A 26094-nucleotide genomic window follows, 5' to 3' on the forward strand; every position below is an offset into this window, starting at 1 on the left:
ACATTATAAGTGGATATGTTTAATTTTAGGAATTGGTATGCGAAATATAAGCTATAGGCGTAAAGTAATCATATTTTGTTTTACGTTGCGTTTTTATATTTTTACTTTTTTGGTTATTCCATCGGTTTCTTTTGGGTTTTGGGATAATGAGGGTTCGCGCTCTCTCGGGACTGCTGCATCTTGCAATCAAGGCCTTATGTGTTTTGAGTTAGATACGGGCTCTACAGAGCTTATTGAAGGTGATTCATTAGCAGTATTTGCTGATGGGCAGAAATATTTTGCTCAATGGGTTGGCCTATATGGTTCATTTAGTGGAAAACTAGTAATTAGTCTCTATGACACATGGTTGCCGGACCCTAATTATATTTGTTATTCGGGGTGTCGTGTTGGTTTATCGATAGGGAAAACTCAGGAAGCTCAAGGTGGTTTATCCTTCAATGGAACTATGCCACAAAATAATGGTTGTCGGGAACCGGGCGTTGACTGTAAACCAAGTTATGCTTGGTATGCAAATTCTACATACATCTCTTATGTTGGTCAGGTGGGTAATTTTTCCGAGTTTTCGGTATCTGGCTCAATTTATGAACCTACATGGATCCTTGTTGTTGATGGCCCTACTCAAATGTACACCTTACCTGGCGGAATAACTGTACAGGGATATTCAACAGGTGTACCTGTTCCATATGTATGGGGAGTTCGATTCCATAAGTGTTATGGAGATACCACATTAGGTTGTAGTGATGGTCATGCTTCATGGGGCGGAGCAAGTGGAGGAGAGGAGATTAATATCATATTTCCACCTGTTGAGGAGGAAGATACTGTTTGTGAATTTTGGTTTGACGACGATACATTAAATTTAGGAACTGTAGATCAAAAATCAGCTGTAAATGCGAGCGCTTCTGCACACCTTAGCGGTATTTGCAATGCAGATACATCGGTAAATTTAAGAGCATCACCCTCAGAAATAAAAATGGGTGGGTTAACTATACGTATGATGTTTGATGACTATGACTCAAATACCAAATTGAACTGGGATTTAAGTGAAAATAGAACTGGAAGTACGCCATTATGGGCGGTGGTGACGGATGTCGGTACTCTGATCCCTAATTCATATTCAAGGTCTGGTGTTGTTTATATTGATTACAATTAAAAAATAAATAAATTTAGGGTAGCTAGGGGATAAGTGAATTAATCAATAAAGGCATAAATAATTTTGTGATTAGCACAAGTGAGTGACACCAACAACGTTTCAACTTGAAGCATAATGAGTGTATATAAATATTTATATCGTTCACTTTAGGAAATATAGCCATTAGTTTAATAATTAATGACTAGGTAAGTAATGTTTTTTTAATAAATAGAATTCGAAAGAATTCTGTTGAATACCACACGTTTATATCATTATAAAAGAGGTTCAATATGAAAATTAAATTAGCATCTATCGCTGCATTAATGTTAGCGGCTGGCGTTGCAAGTTCTGCAATGGCGGCAACAACAACAACAGTGACATTTAAAGCACAATTACAAAAAGGAACTTGTGATATTGCAACAAGCTCTGGCTCTATTGTTGATTTTGGGGTTTTCACCACTGAAAGTGTAACGCAAGGTCCAACAACTGCTATTGCGAATAAAGATTTTAACTTAGTACTGACTAACTGTGCTGGCGCAGAAACCACCTCTGGTGCTTTAAGCCTGTATGCAGATGGTCAAGCAAGTATCTTTAATCCAAATCTTTTTGCTAATACAGATGCAAAAACATTAGCTGTGGGTATTAAAACTAACTCTGCTTCAGGCACTGCTACTGAAATTAAACCGAATCAATTAATCAGCGTAAGTCAAAAACTGGTTATGAGTGAGGATGATCAAGGTGCTGTGACGGATGTAGATGGTAATGCCGTGAATGTATTACCAATGCAGGCAGACCTGTTTGCACTGAACGGTGCTAATGATACCGATATCCTGAATGTACCGGTTATCTTTAGCGTAGCGTATAACTAATTAAAGTAAGGTGATTACAGTTTTGTAATCACCTTAATAAAAAACGATGAAAAATACACTGTCATTAAAAATTTGGTTATTTATTATTGTTGCCAATTTCTTGTTGCTAAATAATTTCGCTTATTCTGCGGGGGTTGGTATTGATGCTACACGTATTATTTATCCACAAGGGGAAAAAAGTGTGTCTGTGACACTCAGAAATAATGATGAAAAAGTCAATTATCTGACGCAAATTACCATTGCGAGCGAACAATATCCTGACGCTTTTGAGATCACTCCTCCTTTATTTCGTATAGAAAAAATGAGTCGGCAAGATGTACGTATTATGTTGGTCAATAATCAACTACCGAAAGATAGAGAATCGGTTTTTTATTTTAAAGCTCGCATGATCCCTGCGAGAGATAAAAACAGTGAAGGGGTAATTATCGGTTTTGATAATATTATTAAATTATTTTATCGGCCTACTGATTTAAAACAAACTGCTAAAGAAGCGCAGTCATCGCTAATATTTAAAAATATTGATAACCAAGTTGAAGCAGTTAATAACTCACCTTATTACATCAGTTTTTATAGTGTATCGGTGAATAACAAGCCTATTGTTATTAGCACAGATAAAAAAAATAACATGATAGCACCATTTTCAAGCATTCGTTTTGAGTCTGGATCAGCAAAAGGTGAAATAGTTAAATGGAAAGTTATTAATGACTTAGGAGGGTATGATGCGTATTCATCGACAATTAATTAAAAAGGGATTTACTACCATTTTTTTAATGCTAACAGTTAATGGAGTATCCTATTCTGAGCCAAGAACAACACTTTATTTTAGTGGAAAGGTTGAAAATACGACCTGTGAGTTTGATGCTAGCAGTGAACAAAATATTGTTTTTGATGAGTCATTTAATATTAGTGTTCTTAGCGAGTTAGCTCCTGGGGTGGAAAGCATTTATAACAAATCTTTTTCAATTAAATACAGCTGTGATGTAGTGTCATCAACTGACGAGCCTCCTGTTTTTTTAGGAATAGCGACATTAGGTAATACAAAAATCAATAAAAATACGCTTTTTGAAGATCAGTCAATTAATGTCGGTTTCTTATTATTAAATTGTGGAGCAAGCAGTAATAATTCATGTACAGAAATTAACTTCAATGGTTCTAGTTCAACGATTGAAGCAACTTCGGGTGAAAATTTTTTTAAAGTCACGGCGGTTAAGATAGAAGATAAACCAATTACAACAGGTGATATTAATGCAGCGATTGAAATTTCATTTATTCAGCCATAAGCAGATTACAACACCTTTAATCTTAGCGCTGTTCTTGTGCTCTTTTTCGGCTAAACCTGATGATCAAACAGCTCGGTTTTTATTCACTATTTATGTTGAACAAGAATTATGTGATGTCTTGGTGACAGGATTAGAACAGTCAACAAATAGGATTGATTTTGGTAGTGTCAGCTTTAGTGAGATAAAGGAACAAAGTAAAAAAGCTAAATTTAATGTTTCTTTGGATAATTGTACTTTTGATGATTTAGCAACATCTAAAGTCCAAATATCAGGCGGAAGTTTAGTCAATGATTCTCAAGGAAAAGTTTTTAATACTGATAAATTAGCAAGTTTTGGGGTTGCCATTAAGGATGACAGTGAAACAACAACTTATTCTGTCGGTGATGTTATTTTTAATAACATCCAAAAAGAAGGTGACTATAAAACATTTACTGCGGTATTAGCTTGTAGTGATCTCGGCAATAGCTGTGAAGAGTTCACAGGTGATTTTTCAGCTTTTGTTACTTTTAGCTATTATTCTGACTAGGTGTAATAATATGAGAATCTTTATTTTTTTTATATTAACGATATTGTCTTTTATTTCCCATGCAGCAGGGCTTAGTTTAAATAAAACAAGAATTATTTTTGAGGAAGGAGAAACGTCATCGTCAGTGATATTTAAAAATAATGTAGATTCTCCATTTTTAGTACAAAATGAAATTTATAATGATAAAAACGAAATTACAGATAATTTTTTAGCGACCCCAAATGTTTTTCGTGTTGAAGGCAATTCAACATTTATGATGCGTATTTTCCCTGTATCGCTAAACCGTCTACCAACAGACAGAGAAAGTGTATTTTATTTTAGTGCTAGAGCTATTCCGCCAAAGAAGAATGAAAAAAAAGGTAGTTTGACTATAGTTACTAACTTAATTATAAAATTATATTATCGCCCTAAAAATTTAGAAATGCTTGTAAGTGATTCTTATAATAAATTAATTATATCTTGTGCTAACAAAGAAATAAAAATGACTAATCCAACACCTTATTATTTAACCGTTGTTGACTTTAAAAGTAAAAATGAAAAATTTAAAAATACGATGATCCCGCCTTATTCTAGTGAAACTTTAAAAGGACAAGAGAAAATAGAAAATTTATCTTGGCGATTGATGAATGATTTCGGTGGGAAAACTAATGCTTATATTCATGAGTGTGGAGGAAATCAATGAAAAAGAATTTTTTTCTTATTTTTGTTTCGTTATGGTTTCTGATAGCTAGCGCTTACGGAAATAAGCATATTGATGGATTGAGCTTTGTCCATAAAAGATTGGTTTTTGAACATGGTAGTCGGGGAATATCTTTTTCATTAAAAAACTTAGAAAATTATCCATATTTAATTCAAGCGAGTATTTCAATACCGAATGAGGCCATGCGGGAGAATAAAAAAGCTAATGATGATGATATTCCTTTTATAATAACTCCTCCGCTTTATCGGTTAGAAAGCCAAGCGGAGTATTCATGGCAAATTAAAAGTTCAGGTAACTTAAATTTATTACCTCAAGATAGGGAGTCGGTATTCTTTATTGTATTGAAAGCTATTCCACCCAGAGGTTCAAAAAATACAATTAAATTCAAGAATACAGAGAGTAATTTAACATTTACAACAGTTATATACTACAAATTCTATTATCGTCCTGAGTTAATTAAAAGTGTTAACGTTAAATCAGTTAAAGATAAATTAAGTTTCAGTGTGGTGGATAATGTTCTTCAGGTCAAAAATGATTCACCTATTTATTTGATTTTTAGCGAATTATCCGTAGGGGATTTTAAGTTTGGTAATAAAAAACCGATTGAAATGGTTCCTCCTTTTGGGGTTCAAAATTATCAATTACCTCAGGGTAACTATCGTAATAGTAAAGTGATATGGCGATTGCGCAATGAACGTATGCAAAGTTTGCCGAAAGAAACCATAAAATTATAAAAAGATGAGATGTAACTATGAAATTACACAATTCCTACAAGAAAAAAAATAGATTTTTTTTCTTGAGTGTTATCTCTTATTGTATTGCTAGTTATTCTTATGCTGATGATTTTTTTGATCCAAATTTATTATCATTGAAGTCAGGCATTGACCCTAACTCTATCGATTTGACTAGATTTGAAAAGAGTAATGCGATCCCTGAAGGCAAATACAATGTTACTATTTTTGTTAATAAAAAAAATATTGGTAACTTTGATATCAGTTTTATAAAAAAAGATAATGATGAGGTTAGCCCAGAGTTTACAAAACCTACGCTTCAAGAAATGGGTGTTAATTTTTCTGCAACAGAAGCATTACAAAAAATAACCGATGTGGAAAGCATTACAGATTTAAGCCGATTAATACCTGATTCATCAGTTAGTGCTGAACTATCCAAGCTACGAGTGAATATTAGTATCCCCCAAATATATATGAATAATCGAGCTAATGGTTATGTTCCTGAAAGTATGTTAGAAAATGGTATTCCGGCAATTTTATTTTCTTATAATCTTAATGGCAGCCGTAGCCGAAGTGATTCATATTACGGTGATAAAACGAATAGAGATAATGTTTTTTTTAGTTTAAATGGTGGAGCTAATTTAGGGCCTTGGCGTCTTAGAAGCAATTATCGTTATTATTACTCTAATTCAACGGGTAGGCAAAATTATACAAACAAAAATTCACGTTTCTCTAATACGTATATCACCCGAGCAATTAATGCACTTCGTAGTGAAGTGGTGATTGGTGAGAACTCAACAGGAAATAATATTTTCGATAGTATTCCATTTAAAGGTATTAAATTTTTTTCAAATGAACAAATGCTTCCTTCAAGTTTGCGAGGGTTTTCGCCTGAGATTAATGGCATTGCACAGTCAAATGCTCAAATAACCATTAAGCAAAATGGTAATTTAGTCTATCAAACGTATGTTGCTCCGGGGCCTTTTAGTATTAGGGATTTATATCCAACAGGGTCTTCAGGTGACTTACAAGTTAATATTCGAGAAGAAGATGGCTCAGAAAGAACCTTCACTTATCCTTATTCATCATTGCCTGTGATGTTAAGAGCTGGGGGAATGAAGTATGAAGTGACTGCGGGTGAATATAACGGTAATTTAACACGCGCATCTAAGCGAGCTAAGTTTATTTTAGGAAGCCTAATTTATGGGTTACCATATGATACTACATTGTATGGCGGCTCTCTTTTTTCTAAAGATTATTTTTCAGGCGTTATAGGAACAGGGATCTCTCTGGGTTATTTCGGTGCACTTTCTATCGATATGACGCATGCGTCTGCTTCTTTTTTATCAGGTGACAAAAAAGAAGGGCAGTCATTTAGGATCAAATATTCAAAGAGCTTAACTTCAACAGGAACAAATGTTGATTTAACTGCGCTACGTTATTCGACACGTCACTTTTTTAGTTTTTCTGATTTTAACAATAATAATTATGAATTACGGGAGGGGGTAGCTCCTTGGCTAGGATTAAGGCAGCGTTCTAGTTTTAGAACGGCAATATCTCAATCCTTTGGTATTTATGGGTCAATGTACTTAAGTGGTAGTAAAACAGATTACTGGGATTCGAATACAGAAACCACTCAGCTTTCAACGGGGTATAATAATAGTTTTAAAGGGATTAACTATAACATTAATTACAGTATTGACTACCGTAAATCTAATAACAGTAATGATTGGCCTAAAAATCATCAAGTATCACTTAATATTAATGTTCCTTTCAGTTTGTTTACAAATGAAGAAAATATCAGAAATATGAGTAGTAGCTATTATATCTCAAAAGATAGTCAAGGTAGATATAGTCAGCAATTAGGATTACATGGTTCTATATTAGATAATAATTTATCTTATTCTCTATCCCATAGCTTAGGGAATCATGATCAAGATACTAATAGTTCAATTAATGTTAATTATAATACAACTAAAGGTAATATTTCTGGAGGGTATAGTCATTCGACCAATTCATCATCAACTAATGCAAGTATCAATGGTGGTGCAGTTATTCATTCAGGTGGAGTGACACTTTCTCGAACTCTAGGTAACTCGATTATTTTAGTTGAAGCGCCAGATGCTGATGGAACATTGCTGAGTAACGGCAGCGGAAAAATAGATATGTTCGGTTATGCCATTTCATCAAATGCGAATGCTTACTCAAAAAATATGATAGGCCTAAATGTTAATTCATTACCTAATGATGTGACTCTACCAAAAACGTCTAAAAATGTTTATCCAACAAAAGGCGCTGTAGTTAAAGCTAAATTTCCTACACGTGTTGGTATGCAAGCGATTATGAGCTTAACTTACAAAGATAATGTTATTCCATTTGGTGCAGTAGCTACATTAGTAAGAAATGAAACGGATAGTGATAATGACAGTTTTCCTGAAGAAAACACCGGTATTGTTGGCGATAATAGTTTGCTTTATATGAGTGGATTACCTAATTCAGGGCGCTTACATATTCAATGGGGAAGCAGTGTATCTTCTTCATGTTATGTGTTTTTTTCTAATTTGCAAAATATTAAAATTACTGATGACAATCCAATCAAGAGAATGGCATTAAATTGTCAGTAATTGTATTGGGTTTAAAATGACTAGAGAGTTAATGATGAAAAATATTAAAATAAGCTTTCTGCTTGGATTGTTTTTAGTTTACTTTCCTATTGCCTATGCGGAAATATATCCAGTTACATTGCCACCTGATACTGATTTCTCTCAAGTTTATGTATCAGATGAGCGTTCGGGATCACGAAAAATGAATACCGCTAAATATGATGAGTCATTACCTTTCTCCGCCATATCAACAAATAGATTAAGCTGTATTAGTAATGATGAGTTTTATATCAAAGACGATCGTTATTATTTTTATCTATATAATGAAGATAATGAAGTTGTGGGTCATGCAAGTTTGAATTATGTTGTAGACGCAACTTGGTATGAAACAATTGAACGAATCTCACACAGTAATTTTACTTATATCAATGGACGTGAAGAATCATATTCTAGTTTAACACCGACGGAGGGTAATCCATATTGCCTTTATCTTTACCATTATCCTACCTCACCTCCATATGACAATTTTTTTAGGGATTCGGAGGCTAGAACGCTTACCTGGTCAGTAGTAGGAGTTGATATTGAATTTTTATCAACTGATTTAATCCAGCCTGGTTTATATTATCTTGGTTTAAAAAGTGGTATTAGAGTCGATACATTATATTTTATTTCTAGGTCGAGTAACCCATTAGGTAATATATCTATACCTGCTAAATCTATTGCTTTTGAAGTCATAACTGAGCCAGCTTGTAATATCAGTATTAATGGAAATAGGTCATTAAAATATCATGTATCAACTTTATCTGATGATGGGATATTTGCTTCAGAAAATATGACTATCAATGGAACTTGCGATAAACCCGAAGAGCCTTGGTTCAATGTTGAAGTTTCTGCTCGGGTAAATAAAGGTGTTGTATATGCTAAAAACCAATTAATGCCAACAATTGATAGTGGTAGTGGTAGTAATCTTGATGCCAACCTATTTATTGAAGGTTTTATATATGAAGAAGATGAACCAGTAGATCCTGAGCTGTTTTGTAAAGGTGAAGGTAATATTATGTTCACAGGTGAAAAAATAACATACGATGATGTTGCTATAGAACCCACTGAAGGTAGTAACAATGGATTTAATTTAGGTTTAACTTGGAACTTATGTATAGATTATGCTCGCTGGCTTTCGCCTGGTATATATAGCGCTGCAGTGGACTTATCTGTATATATTGAATAAATTATCTATTTATATCGTAGAATGTCAGGGTTCGCTTACTAAAAATTATCGATAATGAGAATTTAGCAAAAAATCATAAGTACTGGCTATTTTAATTGCACCTTAAAGTTTTGATATTTTTAATCTAATTTGAAAGGTGCTTTTAAATGTTAATGCTAAACATTTCATTCATTTCGATGGCTGCTGGCTGAGAATAATGAATATTCATTATTCATTATTCATTATTCATTATTCATTATTCATTATTCATTATTCATTTATATGTATGTTCCCATATAACAATCCAATGAATCAGTAAAAAGATGGAACAAGCAGCCTACTGCAATTGCTTTTAACTTCCATGATGGCAGCAAAAATATCACCACATAAGCGATAGCTGCCCAACCAGTATGTAACGGATGAAAACCAATGCCGCAGCGATTGGGATCAAAAATCGGATCTGCCAATAAATGATCTAAATCGATCGCCATGGTTGAGATCATCAACAGTGCTGCCAGTTTCCAATTTTTTCGCCAAAACAGATAGCCAAATAAAATAGGCACTAAAAAGTGGAAGCCGTAATGAACGATATTTCTGAAAATCTCAAACAGCACAATAAAACCTCGAAAGTGTGAGTCACAAGTATACTCGTCATACTTCAAGTTGCAGCGTTGTTGACTACGTTCACTCACGCCAGTCACATAGTTTTCTATGCGCCTAGCGATTGGTTCACTTGTCGCCTAGCTGCACCTCGAATTATTTAGAGTATAGATAGTCTAATCGGTGACTATGCTATTTAAAAGCGATGATTAGTATCAGTTAACGATATGATAATAAAACTAATTTAATAACATGGTATTTTTTGTGCCATAAGAAACACATCAGCTCTCCAGCTTTGATAGTGATGTTTGTCATACTCCAAGTTGTAGTACTTTTGACTAAGATAGAGCCTCCCTGTTTATTATACGAGTTACCTATTTATGTATAGGCTTTTAGGTAGCTTAATTCGTCCTCTACTGCGCCTCGAATTATTTAGAGCATAGAGCGAATTTTCATAGAAAAACTTGTCAATAATCACTATTGTTGCCCATTAAAGTATAAGATGCACAAATCACCTTGATCCCTGATGGTAAACTCAGGTTTAATAAGGGCAATGATTTGCGCAAAAAAATTATCTTTAAGTGATATTTTGCGCAATGGAATGGATTCAGCTTTACGGTAGCTTAATTTATTGACAATTCGTGGCCGCGAATGTCACGAATAATTGCTGTATGGAACAAATTGCGTTAGTTTCATAGTTTGCCTATGAAAAATTGCAATAATTCCATATTGCGTTGTGAAAATTGGTTTAAGTACGTTTTTATCCGACCTGGAGTATACTAATGACGACTCGTAAAACCCTTGCTAATGCTATCCGCTTTCTGAGTATGGATGCGGTTCAAAAAGCAAAATCAGGGCACCCTGGCGCGCCTATGGGCATGGCTGATATTGCTGAAGTTCTGTGGCGTGACTATATGAATCATAACCCAGCTGATCCACACTGGGCTAACCGCGACCGTTTTGTGTTATCAAACGGCCATGGCTCAATGCTGATCTATAGCTTGCTGCATCTGACGGGTTATGACTTATCTATCGATGAGTTAAAAAATTTCCGCCAACTTCATTCTAAAACCCCGGGCCACCCTGAATATGGCTATACTCCAGGTGTTGAAACCACGACAGGTCCATTAGGGCAAGGTATTGCAAACGCAGTCGGTTTTGCTATTGCAGAACGCACATTAGCGGCACAATTCAACCGTCCTGGTCATGACATCGTCGATCATCACACGTATGTGTTTATGGGCGATGGTTGTATGATGGAAGGTATCTCTCACGAAGTCTGTTCATTAGCAGGTACGCTAAAACTTAACAAACTGGTTGCGTTCTACGATGACAATGGCATTTCTATCGATGGCCATGTTCAAGGCTGGTTTACAGACGATACCGCAGCACGTTTTGAAGCTTATGGCTGGCATGTTATTCGTGATATCGATGGTCACAATGCAGATCAAATTCATGCAGCAGTCACAGAAGCGCACCGTGAAACGGATAAACCAACTCTGATTATGTGCAAAACCATTATTGGTTTTGGCTCTCCACATAAAGCAGGTACCGAAGCGGTTCATGGCGCACCATTAGGCGATGCAGAAATCGCAGCAACACGTGAAGCGTTAGGTTGGACCTATGCACCGTTTGAAATCCCACAAGATATCTACCAAGCTTGGGATGCGCGTAGTGCAGGTAAAGAAAAACAAGCAGCTTGGAATGACAAGTTTGCCGCTTATGCAAAAGCTTTCCCAGAATTAGCTGAAGAATTTACACGCCGTATGGCGGGTGAGCTGCCTGCTAACTTTGATGCAGAAGCGAAAAAATTCGTTGAGCATCTGCAAGCAAATCCAGCCAATATTGCTAGCCGTAAAGCATCACAAAATGCATTAGAAGCATTTGGTAAAGTATTACCTGAGTTCCTTGGCGGTTCTGCTGACTTGGCACCAAGTAACTTGACCATGTGGTCTGGTTCTAAGCCTTTGAATGAAGACATTGCCGGTAACTATATTCACTACGGCGTGCGTGAGTTTGGTATGTCTGCGATTATGAATGGTATTGCTCTGCATGGTGGCTTTATTCCTTACGGTGCAACCTTCCTGATGTTCGTTGAATATGCACGTAATGCAGTGCGTATGGCGGCATTGATGAAAGTCCGTAGCATCTTTGTTTATACTCATGACTCTATCGGTCTGGGGGAAGATGGTCCGACTCACCAACCTGTTGAGCAGTTGGCAAGCCTACGTGTGACACCAAACATGAATACATGGCGCCCTTGTGACCAAGTTGAATCTGCGGTGGCTTGGAAATACGCGGTTGAGCGTAAAGATGGCCCAAGTGCTCTGATCTTCTCTCGTCAAAATCTGGAACAGCAACCACGTACAGCTCAACAATTAGCTGAGATCGAGAAGGGTGCGTATATCCTGAAAGATTGCGAAGGCCAACCTGAGCTGATCTTTATTGCAACAGGTTCAGAAGTTGAGTTAGCGGTGAAAGCTGCTGATCAGCTGACTGGCGAAGGTCGTAAGATCCGTGTTGTTTCAATGCCTTCAACTGAGGTATTTGATAAACAAGATGCGGCATACCGTGAAGCTGTTCTGCCTTCAAATGTGACTAAACGTGTTGCGATTGAAGCAGGTATTGCAGATTACTGGTTTAAATATACCGGCCTGAATGGTGCGATTATTGGTATGCACTCATTTGGTGAGTCTGCACCAGCTGAAGAACTGTTCAAAGAGTTTGGCATTACTGCTGAGAATGCAGTTAAAGCGGCTAAGTCTCTACTTAATTAAGCTATTTAGTAGCCTAAAGAGTGGCTGCTAACATCGCTAAAATACGCCTCTGTATCAATTTTGGTGCAGGGGCGTTGTTTTTTTGTGCATATGATTGAGTTTTACTATTGCGTTCTCTGAGTATATCCCTTAATCTAATTCTTATTAGCTGAACCGTTTCAGTTGCTGTGACTAATTGGCTAAAATATTTCAAAAGTGTCGAGTGAAGCACACTTTTGATGTTTAACAGTTAAAATGAGCAGTAGAGTTTGTGTGAGTCAGTTATCCTTATCAGCCGTGTGATTTTGCTAAAATTCAAGGTGTAGGATGCCAATAAAAGTAGCGATTAACGGTTTTGGCCGGATCGGACGGAGTGTACTTAGGGCGTTATATGAATCTGGACGACGTGCAGAAATTGTCGTTGTCGCAATTAACGAACTAGCAGCCCCAGAAGGGATTGCCCATTTGCTTAAGTATGACTCCAGTCACGGGCGTTTTGCTTGGGATGTCCGTTTGAATGGTTCGCTATTACAGGTAGGTGATGACAATATGCGTCTGTTTCATCAACCTGACATAAGTGCTCTGCCTTGGAAAGAACTTGGCATTGACGTTGTGTTAGATTGTAGTGGAGCATATGGCTCCCGTGAAGATGGTTTAGCACACCTTGAAGCTGGCGCAAAAAAAGTTCTCTTCTCCCACCCTGGTACTGATGATCTTGATGCAACCGTTGTGTATGGCGTTAATCATGGTAGCTTAACCATTGACGATAAAATTGTTTCGAACGCTTCTTGCACCACAAACTGTATTATTCCAATTATAAAATTGCTGGACGATGCTTTTGGTATTGAGTCAGGTACGGTGACCACCATTCATGCATCTATGAATGATCAACCCGTTATCGATGCTTATCATCATGATTTGAGAAGAACGCGAGCGGCGAGCCAATCCATTATCCCTGTTGATACTAAATTAGCGGCAGGTATTACGCGGATTTTCCCTCAGTTCAAAGATCACTTTGAGGCGATATCGGTACGGGTACCAACAACCAATGTGACAGCAATAGATTTGAGTGTTACCGTGCACAGTGAAGTCTGTGTGACTAAAGTTAACCAGCTGCTGCAAAGCGCTGCCCACGGGCAATTTCGTGGTATAGTAGACTATACTGAATTACCGTTAGTTTCGATGGATTTCAATCATGACCCGCACAGTGCGATTGTCGATGGAACCCAGACGCGTGTTAGCGGTAAACATTTAATTAAAACTCTCGTTTGGTGTGATAACGAATGGGGGTTTGCTAACCGGATGCTAGATACAACACTGGCGATGGCAGCAACAGGTTTCAACTAATTAACGGCTATTGAATGATAAGGTAAACTCGATCTTCATTTAGCCATTAATGAAAATTTTATAGAGAATCAACAAGAGGATTCACCATGTCTGTAATTAAGATGACCGATTTGGACCTAGCGGGTAAACGCGTTTTCATCCGTTCTGACCTAAACGTTCCTGTAAAAGATGGCAAAGTTACTTCTGACGCACGTATCCGTGCTTCATTACCAACCATTGAAGCTGCTCTCAAGCAAGGTGCTAAAGTCATGGTCACATCTCACCTAGGTCGTCCGACTGAAGGCGAGTACAACGAAGAATTTTCACTGCAACCTGTTGTTGACTATCTGGCAGAAAAAATCGACTACCCAGTGCGTTTAGTGAAAGACTACTTAGATGGTGTTGAGCTAGCTGAAGGTGAATTAGTTGTTTTGGAAAACGTTCGCTTTAATAAAGGCGAGAAAAAAGACGACGAAACCCTGTCAAAACAATATGCTGCACTGTGTGACGTGTATGTGATGGATGCCTTTGGTACGGCTCACCGTGCGCAAGCATCAACTCATGGCGTAGCCAAATTCTCTCCAGTTGCTTGCGCTGGTCCGCTATTGAGTGCAGAACTCGAAGCCCTAGGTAAAGCGTTAGGTAATCCAGCTCGTCCAATGGTAGCGATTGTTGGTGGTTCTAAAGTATCCACTAAACTGACAGTTTTAGATTCACTGTCTAAAATTGCTGACCAATTGATCGTGGGTGGTGGTATTGCCAATACCTTTATTGCCGCAGAAGGCAATAATGTTGGCCGTTCTCTGTACGAAGCGGATTTGATCCCTGAAGCGAAAAAACTGCTGGCTAACTGCCATATTCCAGTTCCTACTGATGTTCGTGTTGCGACCGAATTCTCTGAAACCGCTGAAGCAACTTTAAAATCAAGCACAAAAATTAAAGATGATGAGCAAATTTTAGACTTAGGTGATGAGTCTGCTGAGCGCTTGGCTGAGATCCTGAAAAATGCCAAAACCATTCTGTGGAATGGCCCTGTAGGCGTATTTGAATTCCCTAACTTCCGTAAAGGAACTGAAATTGTTGCTCGTGCTATCGCAGAAAGCGATGCCTTCTCAATTGCTGGTGGTGGCGACACCCTAGCGGCTATCGACCTATTCGATATTGCCGATAAAATTTCATACATTTCAACTGGTGGCGGTGCTTTCCTTGAGTTTGTTGAAGGTAAAAAGCTCCCAGCAGTTGTGATGCTGGAAGAACGTGCTAAAGCGTAATTAATTTGTCATGAACAACAGACTGCATAAAGCAGTCTGTTTAACACAGGACCTTTTCAAATGTCTAAAATTTTTGATTTTGTAAAACCGGGTGTTCTCACAGGTGATGATGTACAGAAAGTTTTCGCAGTTGCTAAAGAAAATAACTTTGCATTGCCTGCTGTGAACTGTGTCGGTACAGACTCAATTAATGCCGTACTTGAAGCGGCAGCGAAAGTACGTGCTCCAGTGATTGTTCAGTTTTCTAACGGTGGTGCTGCATTTATCGCTGGTAAAGGCTTGAAAGCAGAAGGCCAACAAGCTGCAATCTTAGGTGCAATTTCAGGCGCATATCATGTGCATCAAATGGCTGAGCACTATGGTGTACCTGTTATTCTGCATACTGACCACTGTGCGCGTAAACTTCTGCCATGGATTGATGGTCTGTTAGATGCGGGTGAAAAACACTATGCGAAAACGGGCAAACCGCTATTCTCTTCACACATGATTGACCTGTCAGAAGAGACATTAGAAGAAAACATTGAAATCTGTGCCAAATACTTAGCTCGCATGGCGAAAATCGACATGACGTTGGAAATTGAGTTAGGTTGTACTGGTGGTGAAGAAGATGGTGTTGATAACACAGGTATGGATAGCTCCGAACTGTACACTCAACCAGAAGACGTTGCATACGCTTACGAGAAACTAAGCGCAGTTAGCCCACGTTTTACTATCGCAGCTTCTTTCGGTAACGTTCACGGTGTTTATAAGCCAGGTAACGTACAATTAACGCCAAAAATTCTGCGTAATTCACAGGACTATGTTTCTGAGAAATTTAATCTGCCACACAACAGCCTAGACTTCGTATTCCACGGTGGTTCAGGTTCAAGTGCTGCTGAAATCAAAGAAGCGGTTAGCTACGGTGTTATCAAAATGAACATCGATACTGATACTCAGTGGGCAACTTGGGATGGTATCCTGAACTACTACAAAAAGAACGAAGGCTATCTGCAAGGTCAGTTGGGTAACCCAGAAGGTGCGGACAAACCTAACAAAAAATACTATGACCCACGTGTATGGCTGCGCAAAGCACAAGATTCAATGGTTGTTCGTTTAGAACAAGCATTCAAAGAACTGAACTGCGTTGACGTTCTGTAATTGTGTTTAGGCTTGTATCATAAGCCTATTGCTAAATTAATCCCCCAGTAGGGTTATCTTGCTGGGGGATTTTTGTATTTTGGGTCACTGAAACTAAATGTATAACAAGCTAATATAGAAGTTATTATTTTTTATTTGTTATAAAGGAGATATTTGAGTGAGTCGATGGATCCAGAATTTTTTAATCGCTATTGTTGGTGTCTTATCAATAGCTTGTTCAGTGGCAGGTAACAACGATAGGCTCGTCTACAAATTTGAAAATGATGAGTTTATTTTAGAAAAAGAGTGTGTTTCTGTACTTAAAGTCGGTAATTCAGAGTTTAAAAATCGTCACTTTTTATGGATTGAATTAAAAAAGAATGCTAATTGTTCAGATAAATTAAATGAACTTTTTATGCGGAATGTTAGTAAATCATTTTCTTTATTTTTCAATGAGGTAGATGTTTCTTCTCCATCGAGTATATGGACTGAAATGATGACAGAAAAGTCTTATGCTCAGCCAGTTTTAAATGAAATAATATTGCAATCTATTATTAATGCATATAAAAATAAAGGAGCAATAATATAATGCTATTGCACCTTTAGGTTGTTTATACTCGTCATACTTCAAGTTGCAGGGTTGTTGACTACGATAAGCTCGCCGAGTCACATAGTTTATTTATACTACCCGCCTATCTTCTCTTGTCGCCTAGCTGCACCTCGAATTATTTAGAGTATATACATTTTTATGTGATTACTCTTTCGGATATTCAATCCGAACTGTTATAGGTACTGAATGTGATTTAATGCGAATACTGGAAAACCCTGCTCCAGTTGCCTCTATAAAATATGAACCAGGTCCTACGGTATCAATTGTTTTTATTCCATCGGCAACAGGATATTTAATTTGAACATCAAAAGAAGACTCTAAATTAGAAGATGTATTGAAATTTATAGTATATGCATAACTATTTGTATTACTTCCTGTACTTGCAAGTAGATTATTCCACGCACTCCATATCCCTGGCATTGCAATAATACCTGTTGACTGTATAGGCCCTGAATAACCACATGGACCTTGTCTTTCCCTTGCGACTCTGGCTCTATCTAAACTCGCTATTATAATGCTTTTTTTCATATTCCTGAATTACGCAAATCTTTGATTGTAAACTCTTAAAGCACCTGTCTTATCGCCACTATTGATCGCTTTAATTAATTCTTGAAAATCTTTCTCTTTAAGATACGGGCAATTTTTTTCACCACAAACAAGACAAATATTGTTCTTTAATGCATTCTTGATTTCAGGTGGCAAGCTTGCTGGGATGGAGTCATGATTAACTTGTACATCATTGAACTCCCATGCTTTTGAATGTGGATCCCAGTGTGTATCAGGTATATGAGGTATACCACTATTACAATTATAGGGGTCGTAGCTAGGTCGAGTAGGGTGTCTTTTTATTTGAAATTCCTTATTTATTTAGGTGTTACAGGAAAATGTACAAGTAATGAATGTTACTGTGCAGAATAAAGTGTTTATCACGAACGTGGTGTTCCTTGGTGGAAACGGAGCTGCCATTGATTGTGCTGATTTTTGCTCCAAATCGATGAGCGTAGTGTTTGTTTAATACGTATCTCATTATCAAGTTGAAAACTTAAATAGGTGATGAGCACTGTATTCGCATCTATCTGTGCACATTGGAAATTTTCGGAGTGAATTTCCAATAAATTATTAGCTTGAGTGAGAGCTAAAAGTGTCTCTGTTTTATCGGCGCTCACACCAGAGCGGCAAAATTCTAAAAACGCTTGGTGCAGAACATTTTCAAGAAATTCTAAATTATCTCTATTTGAATAATGATGTAGCTTTTTTTCTAGTGTGATTAGGTGCTCAAATAGTTTATGCATATCATGTTCTTTATCAAAGTTGTTCAAATTGTCGTGCTAGGCGTTCAGCTAGCGTTAAAACCACTTCTGAATTGCCATGGACATGCATAGCAATTTCCATCTCCTCTGCATCAGGAAAGCCTTCTTGTGCAGTAAGTATCCGATGCTGTGGTAGCTTAGCTCGCAGTGGTAATAAACTGATGCCAAGTCCATCGGTAATGGCGCTTTGAATACCAGCAAGGCTTGTGCAAGTATAGGTAATATGCCAAGGGCGCTGTTCAATATCCAGTAAGCGGAACATATCGTTACGATACAAGCCATTTTCAGGGAAAACAATTAAGGGTAAAGAATGAGTATTGAGGTGGTGGTTATCAAGGCTAGTTAGCCAACACAATGGCTCTGGCCAGCAATAATGACTATTAAATTCCCCTTTGCGCTGTTTAACAATAATTAAATCAAGTTCACCGTTCTGATAGCGTTGATGTAACTGACGACTTAAACCGCTGGTCACTTCTAAACGAATATTTGGCTGCTCTTGCATAAAAGCAGCCAGTGTTGGGGTAACTTGCCCTGAAGCAAAGTCTTCCGGAAAACCAAGACGCAGCGTTTGGATCACCGCATTACCCGTGGCTTTCATGAAAAACATATCATTAAGAGTGATTATTTTTTTCGCGTAACTGAGCAATATTTCACCTGTTTCTGTTAAGGTTAATAGTCGATGGCTACGAATGAACAAAGGCTGGCCGACAAGTGCTTCAAGACGTTGGATTTGTTGACTTACCGTAGATTGCGTTGAATTAAGGTGTTGAGCAGCAATAGTAAAGTTACCTGTTTCTGCGACCGCAATAAAAGTTTTGAGTAAAACCAAATTTAATAGAGCATTCATTTTGCAAATACCTATCATTTAAATATTTAATTTTTAAATATCATATATTTTCAGTAAATTAAATAGTTTACTGAGGAGGTTACTATGAAAATGCGATTATTCGTCACCAATTGGCAAATGTACTTGTTAAGTGTAATGGGGATCTTTCTACTACTTATGACTAAATCATTCGCACAATCAAATTCATCACTAGTTGCATTAGCTGAACAGGGCAATCTTCAGGCAGTTATGCAACAGGTTAAGCAGGGAGCCGATCTGGAACAACGCGATTTACGCCTACGTACACCTCTGATGGCGGCAACGCATAAAAACCAAATTGAGGTAGCACGCTTTTTGATCGAACAAGGGGCGAATGTCAATGCGCGTGATGCAATACAAGATACGCCATATTTATATGCAGGGGCACGTGGGCTACAAGAAATTCTTGAAATGACGTTAGCGCATGGGGCAGATCTGAAAAGTACCAATCGATACGGTGGGACAGCATTGATCCCCGCTTCTGAACGTGGACATGTAAAAACAGTACAAACTCTGATTGATGCAGGCGTCGATATCAATCATGTTAACCGCTTAGGTTGGACTGCGTTAATTGAAGCTATCATACTCGGTGATGGTAGTGAGAAATATGCAACCATTGTGACACAGCTCATTAAAGGTGGGGCTGATGTTAATTTAGCGGATGCAAGTGGAAAATCGCCTCTGACGTTGGCAAAACAGAAAGGATATCGCAATCTGATTGAAATTCTAGAAAATTCAGGAGCGAAGTAATGTTAGATAAACAATTTTTGCAGCAAGCGATTTCATTGGCTAGAGAGAATGTGAAAGCTGGTGGGCGCCCATTTGGGGCGATTATTGTATGCGATGGTAAAGTGATCGCAACAGGGGTCAATCAAATGCTTGAACTGAGTGATCCAACTGCACATGCGGAGCTGATGGCGTTACGCCAAGCTGGAGAAACATTAGGGCGGGTTAGGTTAGAAGATTGTGTGGTGTATGCCAGTGGACAGCCATGCCCGATGTGCTTAGCTGCAATGCGTATGGCGGGTATTACACGGATTTTTTACGCTTATTCAAATCAGGATGCGGAGCCCTTTGGTTTATCGACAGAAGCTATCGCTGCTTCGCTAAGAGTAGAGCCCCATCAGCAGGTTGGGTTATCGTTTACGCAATTAAAACCTGAACATGAGACACAACCACAACTGTACTCTTTTTGGTGGGAACAACAGCATTAATGGGTGAGCGTAAAACAGCATCTTTTGGTTTAGTCCTGACGATCATCTTAGTGGGGATCAATTTACGGCCTTTTATGACAGGGCCGGGTCCCCTGATTGAAGAGATTATCCAAACGACAGGGATGAATTACCAAGCAATATCATTATTAACGTTATTACCGATGCTGTTAATGGGGATCGGTGCATTAATTGTACCTGCCTTGAACCGGCGGTTAGGGGAGCGAATAGGGGTTAGTGTTGCGGTATTGCTGCTATTGATTGGTTCCCTATCGCGTTTATTCGTCTCAGATAGTGGGCAATTGCTCGCAACAGCATTCATGTGCGGGGTAGGTGCAGCCTATATCCAAGCTGTTTTTCCGGGTTTAATTAAATTACATTTTCCTCATAAAATGGCAGTTATGACTGGCTTATATTCCTCCATGCTTATGGCCGGCGGAGCAATAGGGGCACAATTAACACCATTAGTCGCGGGATCATCAGGTCATTGGCAAGCCGCGTTAGCGTGGATGGCATTACCTGCTTTATTTGCGTTGATTGCAGTCATCGTAAATATTCGTACATCTAGCTCATTGAATACAACGGGTAATGGTTCTGTTTTGGCATTTCTAGCTAAGCCAAGAGCTTGGTTGCTTATGATTGGCTTTGGCTTTATCAATGCAGGTTATGGCTCAGTAGTGACTTGGCTGGCACCATTTTTCATTGAACAAGGGCTGAGTAGTGCATTAAGTGGTTCATTAGTCGCTCTGTTGAGTGTATGTCAGGCGCTTTCGGCGCTATTAATACCTGTTTTAGCTGCTCATAATATTGACCGGCGTTTTTGGTTGGGGGTCACCTTATGTAGCCAAATGATGGGTTTTGCAGGTTTGGTCATATTTCCACAAGCATTACCCTATTTATGGGTATGTTTAATTGGGGCAGGGTTAGGTGGCTGTTTTGCATTGAGCATTATTACATCTTTAGATCACCTTCCACATCCTGTTAGTGCAGGGGCATTAACGTCGTTGATGCAGGCTGGTGGATTCATTATTGCTGCTTTTGGTCCTCTGTTTGCAGCATGGTTACATGGCGTTAGTCAAAGTTTTACGTGGGTGTGGGTGGCACATATTTTAATGGTATTGATAACTCTACTATTATTTTTACGTCTAAATCCAAAACATTATCCAACATTATTTAAATTAAATAATAAAAAATAAAATAATAATATACCTATATATTAAATATTCCTTTCTAACAAGTTGAACGGATTATCTGTTAAAAAAAATAATATTTGCATTTGATTTATTATAGTAAATTAAAATGAAGAATAAATTAATAATTTATTTTTAAATTGGTGATTGTAATATTTTTTTTATGATATGTTTAATGTATTGGGTGTCGTTATGGATTTTCTTTATATAGATGTGATATCACGAAAGATATTAAATGAAATATTGCAGTATAGACGCCGTTTTAATCTATCTTCAATGACGCTTGAGGAGGAGGAAGAAATTATTTTAAAGGTTCATCTTCCTAGGGTTAAAGCATTTTTAATACAATCTAAACCGATAATGTTTATACTGCCGGCATTTCCTACAAAATCACCCAATAGCAAAAAAGTATTGGGAAAACTTCCTGATATGGCAGAAAAGTTATCATTGGTTTTTCTCAACTCGTTATGTGAAAGAATAAAGGTTTATTATCCTCCAGGCGCTGAAATGATTATTTGTTCAGATGGTCATGTGTTCGGTGAGCTAATTGGCGTTTGCGATGGTATCATTGATGATTATCAAGATAAACTTAATAGGTTATTATGTGAATTAGAATTAAATTATATTTCAATTTTTAATTTGAGCCATGTTGAAGAGTTTAATACATCGAATAATTGTTATAACCATTCTCGTAAATTATTAGTTGAAAAATATTCATTAGCTATTGGGGTAATAAAAAAACAGTTGACTGGGAGTGAAGACGGATTAAGTCTATATAGAGCAATAACCCGTTTTCTTTATGAAGATAGCTTATTACCTAATTATTCAGGCTCTAAAAATGCATTGCAAAAAAATGCTCGCCAACGTGCAGTTGGTGTTATTCAACATAGTTGGGCATGGGGAAATTTACTTGCTCAACAGTTTCCATCAGCAATTCGTTTATCAATCCATCCTCAGCCTGTGAGTAGCCTTAAAATAGGAATTCATATGATGCCAACTTGCGATAATTGGCTAACGCCTTGGCATGGGGTGGCTGTTCAGATAAATGGAAAGTTCATACTAATGAAAAGATCTGAGGCAGAAGAAATGGATGGGAAATTGATTAAAATAAATGAAGAGCCAAGCCATTACATTATTTAAAATTAACCAATTTTCAGTTTCAAAGTTTATTATTCTACGGTTAATGTTTTAATAAAATAGCCGAAAGATTAAACTTTTTAGAGGATGACATGCTTAATTGTAATATAGAAAAAATAACACCTTTTGGAATATCAATAACACCGAATAACATTGGTAATAGTATAGCAAAGCTATCTATCAATATGTTACGTGGATGGGTACGTAAACACCTACTCATCATATTTAGAGGGTTTTATTCTGGATTTGAAGATAAAGAAAAATTAATTTCATATTCACATCATTGGGGGGAAATAATGATGTGGCCGTTTGGTGCTGTACTCGATATCATTGAACACAATGACCCTCCTGATCATGTATTGGATAATCTTTCTTTACCTTTACATTGGGATGGAATGTATAGCGAATTTATTCCTGAGTTTCAAATATTTCATTGTATATCAGCTGCCTCAGTTGAGCATGAGGGTAGAACAAATTTTGTTAATACAGAAAAACTAATTGCCGATGTCAACCAATTAGATATAAATTTGTGGGAAAAGGCGATTATTACCTATCGAACAAAAAATATCACCCACTATGGTGGAGAAGTGATTTCGCCATTGATTTGTTTGCATCCTAGAGAACAGAAAAAAGTGCTCCGCTATAATGAACCAATGGGTAAAAATGTGCTGAAATATTCTGATCACCACTCTGTCGATTTTATTGGTATACCAAATGAAAAATTAAGTGATATTCAACATTCATTGCATAATAAGTTATATGATCCTAATTACTTATATGCACATCAATGGCAAGCTGGTGATATTGTTATATGTGATAATTTTTCGCTGTTACATGGGCGTGAAGCATTTTCTTCACAATCTAAACGTCATATTCAGCGTGTTCATATCCATGGGCAGCCTAAACATCGTAATATTCATTTTCGAAAAGCATTTACTTGATAATTGCCCTATTGAAATGTGATTAATGCCAAATTTTATTTAATATTGATTATTATATCTGAACATGTTTTTTATCATCACAATGGCAAGGCATATCATGCAGTTAGGGATTAAGATGTGGATATTAAGTGTTTTATTTTTCCCGTAAAAAATTAAAGAGGCTACAAATAAATGCAGCCTCTTTTTTGCTGTTATAACGTGATGCTTTATGCGGTTACTGCAAGTAGCTGATGCATAACTGGGTGAAATTTACGTTTAAAGTAAACTAACCCATGGCCTTCTTCTCTTACAATGATTTGTTTTATCTCAACCAAGTAAACAGAGTGGGTACCAATATCTTGCACTTGGGTAATTTCGCCTTCAAGATTAGCCAAAGCATCTTTGAGTAATGGTTGTTGTAAAATGCCTCTATCCCAAACATTCCAACCAAAACGTTCTTCCATGGTGGAACCTTTCATTCCAGCAAAATGGCAAGCCATTTCTTCTTGTTCATGATTCAGCACATTTACACACAGGCGGCCATTTTCTTGAAAAACCGCATTCATAGCACTGTTGCGGTTAACACACACCATCAGAGTGGGTGGCGTATCTGTGACTGAACAGACTGCGGTTGCTGTAATACCGCAACAACCTGCTGTACCATCGGTGGTGACAATATTGACTGCTGCACCAAGACTTGCCATCGCATCTCTAAAACGCAGGCGATGTTCATTTTCTAAAGACATATTGACCTCCTGCTGCCGATTATTTCAGCAGCGAATCTAACTGATTAATATCATTATTGTTATGCAGGTGTGAGCGTTTCCAGCCATGCTGATCGTAATCAGACAGGCAGCGATCAACCATATCTGTCATGGCTTTCATATTACCGGAACCGTACGCATGGCGTAGACATTGCAGACGGATTTCGTCTTGGCTACCTGCATAGTTGATTTCGTATAATTCATGACGACCGCCAAATTCACTGCCAATTGCATCCCACATGAGTTTTAGGATCTTAATACGTTCTACATGATCCATACCGTTTGAGCCGCGAACGTATTTTGCCAAGTACTTATCGATTTCTGGATTATTCATATCTTTCACGCTGGATGGCAGATAGATCAGGCCACTCGTTACGTTACTTTCAATGATGTTTTTAATTTTCGTATAAGCCATTGGTGCCATTACTCGATATGTTTGAATTGCTTGCGTATCGGGTAGATATGCACCACCTTCCCAAGCTTTTGCTTCGGCTGTCATTGCATCGGTGAGTGACCAAAATAGGTTACGCCATGCAACGACTTCACCTAAGTCTGCTTGTACACCACGGAAGTCGATAACACCAGTACATTCAAGGCTCTTTTGCAGTAGACCCGTAATAAAATCGAGTTTAACGGCTAAACGAACACAAGCTTGTAGAGGGAATAGACGAGCAAATCCACCCTGTACAGCCCAATTACGTGCTCGGTCAAAATCACGATAAATTAACACGTTCTCCCAAGGGATCAGCACATGATCCATGACTAATATGGCATCATTTTCATCAAATCGGCTTGATAATGGGTAGTCAAAAGGTGCTCCTGTCGCACCTGCGACTAATTCATATGAAGCACGAGAGATTAATTTAACGCCATCAGCATCCATTGGAGCAACAAACATCAGTGCGAAATCAGGGTTATCACCCATGACTTGAGCTGAACCAAAACCGATAAAGTTATAGTGAGTTAATGCTGAGTTGGTTGCGACCACTTTTGCGCCGCTGACGATGATACCTGCATCAGTTTCTTTTTCCAGCTTGATATAAACATCTTTGACTTCATCTGCTGGCTTATGGCGATCAATAGGTGGGTTGACAATCGCATGGTTAAAATATAAACCACTTTCTTGAATTCGTTTATACCAGTGACGTGCGTTATCCGCGAATTGTCCATAATACTCAGGATTGGCACCTAAACAGCTGGCAAATGCCGCCTTATAGTCTGGAGTGCGTCCCATCCATCCATAGCTTTGTCTTGACCAATCGGCGATAGCATCACGTTGTTGGCGTAGTTCGTCTGCGCTTTTGGCAAAACGAAAGAATTTATGGGTGTATCCACCATTTCCGGTATCGGTTCCCCAGCAAAGGCTGTCATGAGTTGCTTTATCATGGAGTGCATCATATAACTGTCCTATCGAAGCCGCTGAATTACGAAAAGCGGGATGTGTTGTGACATCTTTAACACGTTCACCATAGATATAAATTTCACGGCCATCTTGTAGGCTTTTTAGATATTCTTGGCTATTAAATGGACGTTTAGCATCAGAGCGAAAATCTTCTGGTTTCATGTTTACCTCGTATCTCACAAAGGATGCCGGCGTGTAATAGGGTACTTAGAGCACTGGCATCTGATTTATGTTAATTTTATGTTTATTTTGTGTTTCTTAATTGAAGCGCTTTATTAAGAAATAAGAAAGAGACTTTAGAAAGGATCGCTGGTACTTTTCGTTGATAACGTTATTTTGTGATAGGAATGTGATCATTGTTGTGTTTTTTTATTAATGAAAAAATATTATTTTACGTAAATATAAGTAAATTCATATGGTTATATTTTGTTAATTGTTTAATGATTTTAAAATTTACATGAATTTTTGATAAAAAAATATTCAATCAAAAAGTACTCAATAGAAAGATTATGATAAAAAAGTACTTTTAAAATGAACATATAATTTTCTTATATAAGGTTAAATTAGAAAA

The 26094-nt window shown here is 37.6% G+C and carries 25 protein-coding genes; 19 read left to right on the top strand and 6 right to left on the bottom strand.

Features of this window, described 5'->3' with window-relative positions; all coding sequences use genetic code 11:
• The first annotated feature begins 37 nt into the window (after positions 1-37).
• From JI723_RS04165 to JI723_RS04205, 9 genes are all read left to right on the top strand, one after another.
• Positions 38-1150: a hypothetical protein gene (locus tag JI723_RS04165; protein ID WP_272580371.1), complete on the top strand. Its 1113-nt coding sequence runs from the start codon at positions 38-40 to the stop codon at positions 1148-1150.
• A 269-nt stretch (positions 1151-1419) separates the two neighbouring features.
• Complete coding sequence (locus JI723_RS04170) at positions 1420-1998, top strand: fimbrial protein (RefSeq protein ID WP_319066920.1); 579 nt, start codon at positions 1420-1422, stop codon at positions 1996-1998.
• 46 nt (positions 1999-2044) lie between these two features.
• Complete coding sequence (locus JI723_RS04175) at positions 2045-2743, top strand: fimbrial biogenesis chaperone (protein WP_272580365.1); 699 nt, start codon at positions 2045-2047, stop codon at positions 2741-2743.
• Entirely contained in the window at positions 2718-3278 is a 561-nt protein-coding gene (locus JI723_RS04180) for a fimbrial protein (RefSeq protein WP_337979793.1), read from the top strand. Before JI723_RS04175 ends, JI723_RS04180 begins: the two co-directional genes overlap by 26 nt.
• Positions 3244-3804 carry a fimbrial protein gene (locus JI723_RS04185; RefSeq protein WP_272580363.1) on the top strand — a complete coding sequence of 187 codons (561 nt, stop codon included), beginning with the start codon at positions 3244-3246 and terminating at the stop codon, positions 3802-3804. The genes JI723_RS04180 and JI723_RS04185 overlap by 35 nt, the downstream gene beginning before the upstream one ends.
• 10 nt (positions 3805-3814) lie before the next feature.
• Positions 3815-4486, top strand: coding sequence for a fimbrial biogenesis chaperone (locus JI723_RS04190; protein ID WP_272580362.1), 672 nt, complete (start codon positions 3815-3817; stop codon positions 4484-4486).
• Positions 4483-5238, top strand: a complete 756-nt coding sequence (locus JI723_RS04195) for a fimbrial biogenesis chaperone (protein ID WP_272580361.1) — start codon at positions 4483-4485, stop codon at positions 5236-5238. Before JI723_RS04190 ends, JI723_RS04195 begins: the two co-directional genes overlap by 4 nt.
• Before the next feature lie 17 nt (positions 5239-5255).
• Positions 5256-7859, top strand: coding sequence for a fimbria/pilus outer membrane usher protein (locus JI723_RS04200; protein ID WP_337979794.1), 2604 nt, complete (start codon positions 5256-5258; stop codon positions 7857-7859).
• Positions 7860-7890: 31 nt separating this feature from the next.
• Entirely contained in the window at positions 7891-9066 is a 1176-nt protein-coding gene (locus JI723_RS04205) for a hypothetical protein (RefSeq protein WP_337979795.1), read from the top strand.
• 257 nt (positions 9067-9323) lie between these two features.
• On the opposite strand, the gene JI723_RS04210 is transcribed toward JI723_RS04205, so the two are convergent.
• Entirely contained in the window at positions 9324-9659 is a 336-nt protein-coding gene (locus JI723_RS04210; protein ID WP_337979952.1) for a DUF6122 family protein, read from the bottom strand.
• A 768-nt stretch (positions 9660-10427) separates the two neighbouring features.
• Here JI723_RS04210 and tkt point away from each other — a divergent pair.
• The 5 genes from tkt (at position 10428) to JI723_RS04235 (ending at position 16703) form a co-directional block, all read left to right on the top strand.
• On the top strand, positions 10428-12422 hold the full coding sequence (tkt, locus tag JI723_RS04215; protein ID WP_070926701.1) for a transketolase: 1995 nt from the start codon (positions 10428-10430) through the stop codon (positions 12420-12422).
• A 306-nt stretch (positions 12423-12728) separates the two neighbouring features.
• Entirely contained in the window at positions 12729-13748 is a 1020-nt protein-coding gene (gene epd, locus JI723_RS04220) for an erythrose-4-phosphate dehydrogenase (RefSeq protein WP_070926699.1), read from the top strand.
• Positions 13749-13834: 86 nt separating this feature from the next.
• A complete protein-coding gene (gene pgk / locus JI723_RS04225; protein ID WP_070926697.1) occupies positions 13835-14998 on the top strand; it encodes a phosphoglycerate kinase in 1164 nt (387 codons plus the stop codon).
• A 60-nt stretch (positions 14999-15058) separates the two neighbouring features.
• On the top strand, positions 15059-16135 hold the full coding sequence (fbaA, locus tag JI723_RS04230) for a class II fructose-bisphosphate aldolase (RefSeq protein ID WP_070926695.1): 1077 nt from the start codon (positions 15059-15061) through the stop codon (positions 16133-16135).
• Positions 16136-16292: 157 nt separating this feature from the next.
• The gene (locus tag JI723_RS04235) at positions 16293-16703 is read left to right on the top strand and encodes a hypothetical protein (protein ID WP_319066913.1); all 411 of its coding nucleotides are present in this window, start codon (positions 16293-16295) and stop codon (positions 16701-16703) included.
• A gap of 165 nt (positions 16704-16868) precedes the next feature.
• On the opposite strand, the gene JI723_RS04240 is transcribed toward JI723_RS04235, so the two are convergent.
• The 3 genes from JI723_RS04240 to JI723_RS04250 form a co-directional block, all read right to left on the bottom strand.
• On the bottom strand, positions 16869-17252 hold the full coding sequence (locus JI723_RS04240; RefSeq protein WP_319066911.1) for a colicin Z C-terminal domain-related protein: 384 nt from the start codon (positions 17250-17252) through the stop codon (positions 16869-16871).
• A gap of 398 nt (positions 17253-17650) precedes the next feature.
• Positions 17651-18016 carry a nuclear transport factor 2 family protein gene (locus tag JI723_RS04245; RefSeq protein WP_272580357.1) on the bottom strand — a complete coding sequence of 122 codons (366 nt, stop codon included), beginning with the start codon at positions 18014-18016 and terminating at the stop codon, positions 17651-17653.
• 13 nt (positions 18017-18029) lie between these two features.
• Positions 18030-18881: a LysR family transcriptional regulator gene (locus JI723_RS04250; protein WP_272580356.1), complete on the bottom strand. Its 852-nt coding sequence runs from the start codon at positions 18879-18881 to the stop codon at positions 18030-18032.
• 135 nt (positions 18882-19016) lie between these two features.
• On the opposite strand from JI723_RS04250, the gene JI723_RS04255 reads away from it, so the two are divergent.
• From JI723_RS04255 to JI723_RS04275, 5 genes are all read left to right on the top strand, one after another.
• A complete protein-coding gene (locus JI723_RS04255) occupies positions 19017-19649 on the top strand; it encodes an ankyrin repeat domain-containing protein (protein WP_404826918.1) in 633 nt (210 codons plus the stop codon).
• Positions 19649-20113 (top strand): nucleoside deaminase, encoded by a 465-nt coding sequence (locus JI723_RS04260; RefSeq protein WP_272580354.1) that lies wholly within the window; start codon positions 19649-19651, stop codon positions 20111-20113. The genes JI723_RS04255 and JI723_RS04260 overlap by 1 nt, the downstream gene beginning before the upstream one ends.
• Positions 20113-21306 carry a cyanate transporter gene (locus tag JI723_RS04265; RefSeq protein WP_337979796.1) on the top strand — a complete coding sequence of 398 codons (1194 nt, stop codon included), beginning with the start codon at positions 20113-20115 and terminating at the stop codon, positions 21304-21306. Before JI723_RS04260 ends, JI723_RS04265 begins: the two co-directional genes overlap by 1 nt.
• Positions 21307-21492: 186 nt before the next feature.
• Entirely contained in the window at positions 21493-22440 is a 948-nt protein-coding gene (locus JI723_RS04270) for an isocyanide synthase family protein (protein WP_272580352.1), read from the top strand.
• An 89-nt stretch (positions 22441-22529) separates the two neighbouring features.
• Positions 22530-23378, top strand: a complete 849-nt coding sequence (locus JI723_RS04275; RefSeq protein ID WP_337979797.1) for a TauD/TfdA dioxygenase family protein — start codon at positions 22530-22532, stop codon at positions 23376-23378.
• A 206-nt stretch (positions 23379-23584) separates the two neighbouring features.
• Here the strand turns inward: JI723_RS04275 and hpaC are convergent, their stop codons facing one another.
• Positions 23585-24103 (bottom strand): 4-hydroxyphenylacetate 3-monooxygenase, reductase component, encoded by a 519-nt coding sequence (gene hpaC, locus JI723_RS04280; protein ID WP_070926679.1) that lies wholly within the window; start codon positions 24101-24103, stop codon positions 23585-23587.
• Positions 24104-24122: 19 nt separating this feature from the next.
• Complete coding sequence (hpaB, locus tag JI723_RS04285; protein ID WP_070926677.1) at positions 24123-25685, bottom strand: 4-hydroxyphenylacetate 3-monooxygenase, oxygenase component; 1563 nt, start codon at positions 25683-25685, stop codon at positions 24123-24125.
• Positions 25686-26094: the final 409 nt, after the last annotated feature.

It is taken from the genome of Providencia manganoxydans, from assembly GCF_016618195.1.
GTDB lineage: Bacteria > Pseudomonadota > Gammaproteobacteria > Enterobacterales > Enterobacteriaceae > Providencia > Providencia manganoxydans.

What these genes read in the sequence shown, in the direction of transcription:
- JI723_RS04165 (WP_272580371.1), top strand. Translation starts at nt 38, where the DNA reads ATGCGAAATATAAGCTATAGGCGTAAAGTAATCATATTTTGTTTTACG.
- JI723_RS04170 (WP_319066920.1), top strand. Translation starts at nt 1,420, where the DNA reads ATGAAAATTAAATTAGCATCTATCGCTGCATTAATGTTAGCGGCTGGC.
- JI723_RS04175 (WP_272580365.1), top strand. Translation starts at nt 2,045, where the DNA reads ATGAAAAATACACTGTCATTAAAAATTTGGTTATTTATTATTGTTGCC.
- JI723_RS04180 (WP_337979793.1), top strand. Translation starts at nt 2,718, where the DNA reads ATGCGTATTCATCGACAATTAATTAAAAAGGGATTTACTACCATTTTT.
- JI723_RS04185 (WP_272580363.1), top strand. Translation starts at nt 3,244, where the DNA reads ATGCAGCGATTGAAATTTCATTTATTCAGCCATAAGCAGATTACAACA.
- JI723_RS04190 (WP_272580362.1), top strand. Translation starts at nt 3,815, where the DNA reads ATGAGAATCTTTATTTTTTTTATATTAACGATATTGTCTTTTATTTCC.
- JI723_RS04195 (WP_272580361.1), top strand. Translation starts at nt 4,483, where the DNA reads ATGAAAAAGAATTTTTTTCTTATTTTTGTTTCGTTATGGTTTCTGATA.
- JI723_RS04200 (WP_337979794.1), top strand. Translation starts at nt 5,256, where the DNA reads ATGAAATTACACAATTCCTACAAGAAAAAAAATAGATTTTTTTTCTTG.
- JI723_RS04205 (WP_337979795.1), top strand. Translation starts at nt 7,891, where the DNA reads ATGATGAAAAATATTAAAATAAGCTTTCTGCTTGGATTGTTTTTAGTT.
- tkt (WP_070926701.1), top strand. Translation starts at nt 10,428, where the DNA reads ATGACGACTCGTAAAACCCTTGCTAATGCTATCCGCTTTCTGAGTATG.
- epd (WP_070926699.1), top strand. Translation starts at nt 12,729, where the DNA reads ATGCCAATAAAAGTAGCGATTAACGGTTTTGGCCGGATCGGACGGAGT.
- pgk (WP_070926697.1), top strand. Translation starts at nt 13,835, where the DNA reads ATGTCTGTAATTAAGATGACCGATTTGGACCTAGCGGGTAAACGCGTT.
- fbaA (WP_070926695.1), top strand. Translation starts at nt 15,059, where the DNA reads ATGTCTAAAATTTTTGATTTTGTAAAACCGGGTGTTCTCACAGGTGAT.
- JI723_RS04240 (WP_319066911.1), bottom strand. Translation starts at nt 17,252, where the DNA reads ATGAAAAAAAGCATTATAATAGCGAGTTTAGATAGAGCCAGAGTCGCA.
- JI723_RS04245 (WP_272580357.1), bottom strand. Translation starts at nt 18,016, where the DNA reads ATGCATAAACTATTTGAGCACCTAATCACACTAGAAAAAAAGCTACAT.
- JI723_RS04250 (WP_272580356.1), bottom strand. Translation starts at nt 18,881, where the DNA reads ATGAATGCTCTATTAAATTTGGTTTTACTCAAAACTTTTATTGCGGTC.
- JI723_RS04255 (WP_404826918.1), top strand. Translation starts at nt 19,017, where the DNA reads ATGGGGATCTTTCTACTACTTATGACTAAATCATTCGCACAATCAAAT.
- JI723_RS04260 (WP_272580354.1), top strand. Translation starts at nt 19,649, where the DNA reads ATGTTAGATAAACAATTTTTGCAGCAAGCGATTTCATTGGCTAGAGAG.
- JI723_RS04265 (WP_337979796.1), top strand. Translation starts at nt 20,113, where the DNA reads ATGGGTGAGCGTAAAACAGCATCTTTTGGTTTAGTCCTGACGATCATC.
- JI723_RS04270 (WP_272580352.1), top strand. Translation starts at nt 21,493, where the DNA reads ATGGATTTTCTTTATATAGATGTGATATCACGAAAGATATTAAATGAA.
- JI723_RS04275 (WP_337979797.1), top strand. Translation starts at nt 22,530, where the DNA reads ATGCTTAATTGTAATATAGAAAAAATAACACCTTTTGGAATATCAATA.
- hpaC (WP_070926679.1), bottom strand. Translation starts at nt 24,103, where the DNA reads ATGTCTTTAGAAAATGAACATCGCCTGCGTTTTAGAGATGCGATGGCA.
- hpaB (WP_070926677.1), bottom strand. Translation starts at nt 25,685, where the DNA reads ATGAAACCAGAAGATTTTCGCTCTGATGCTAAACGTCCATTTAATAGC.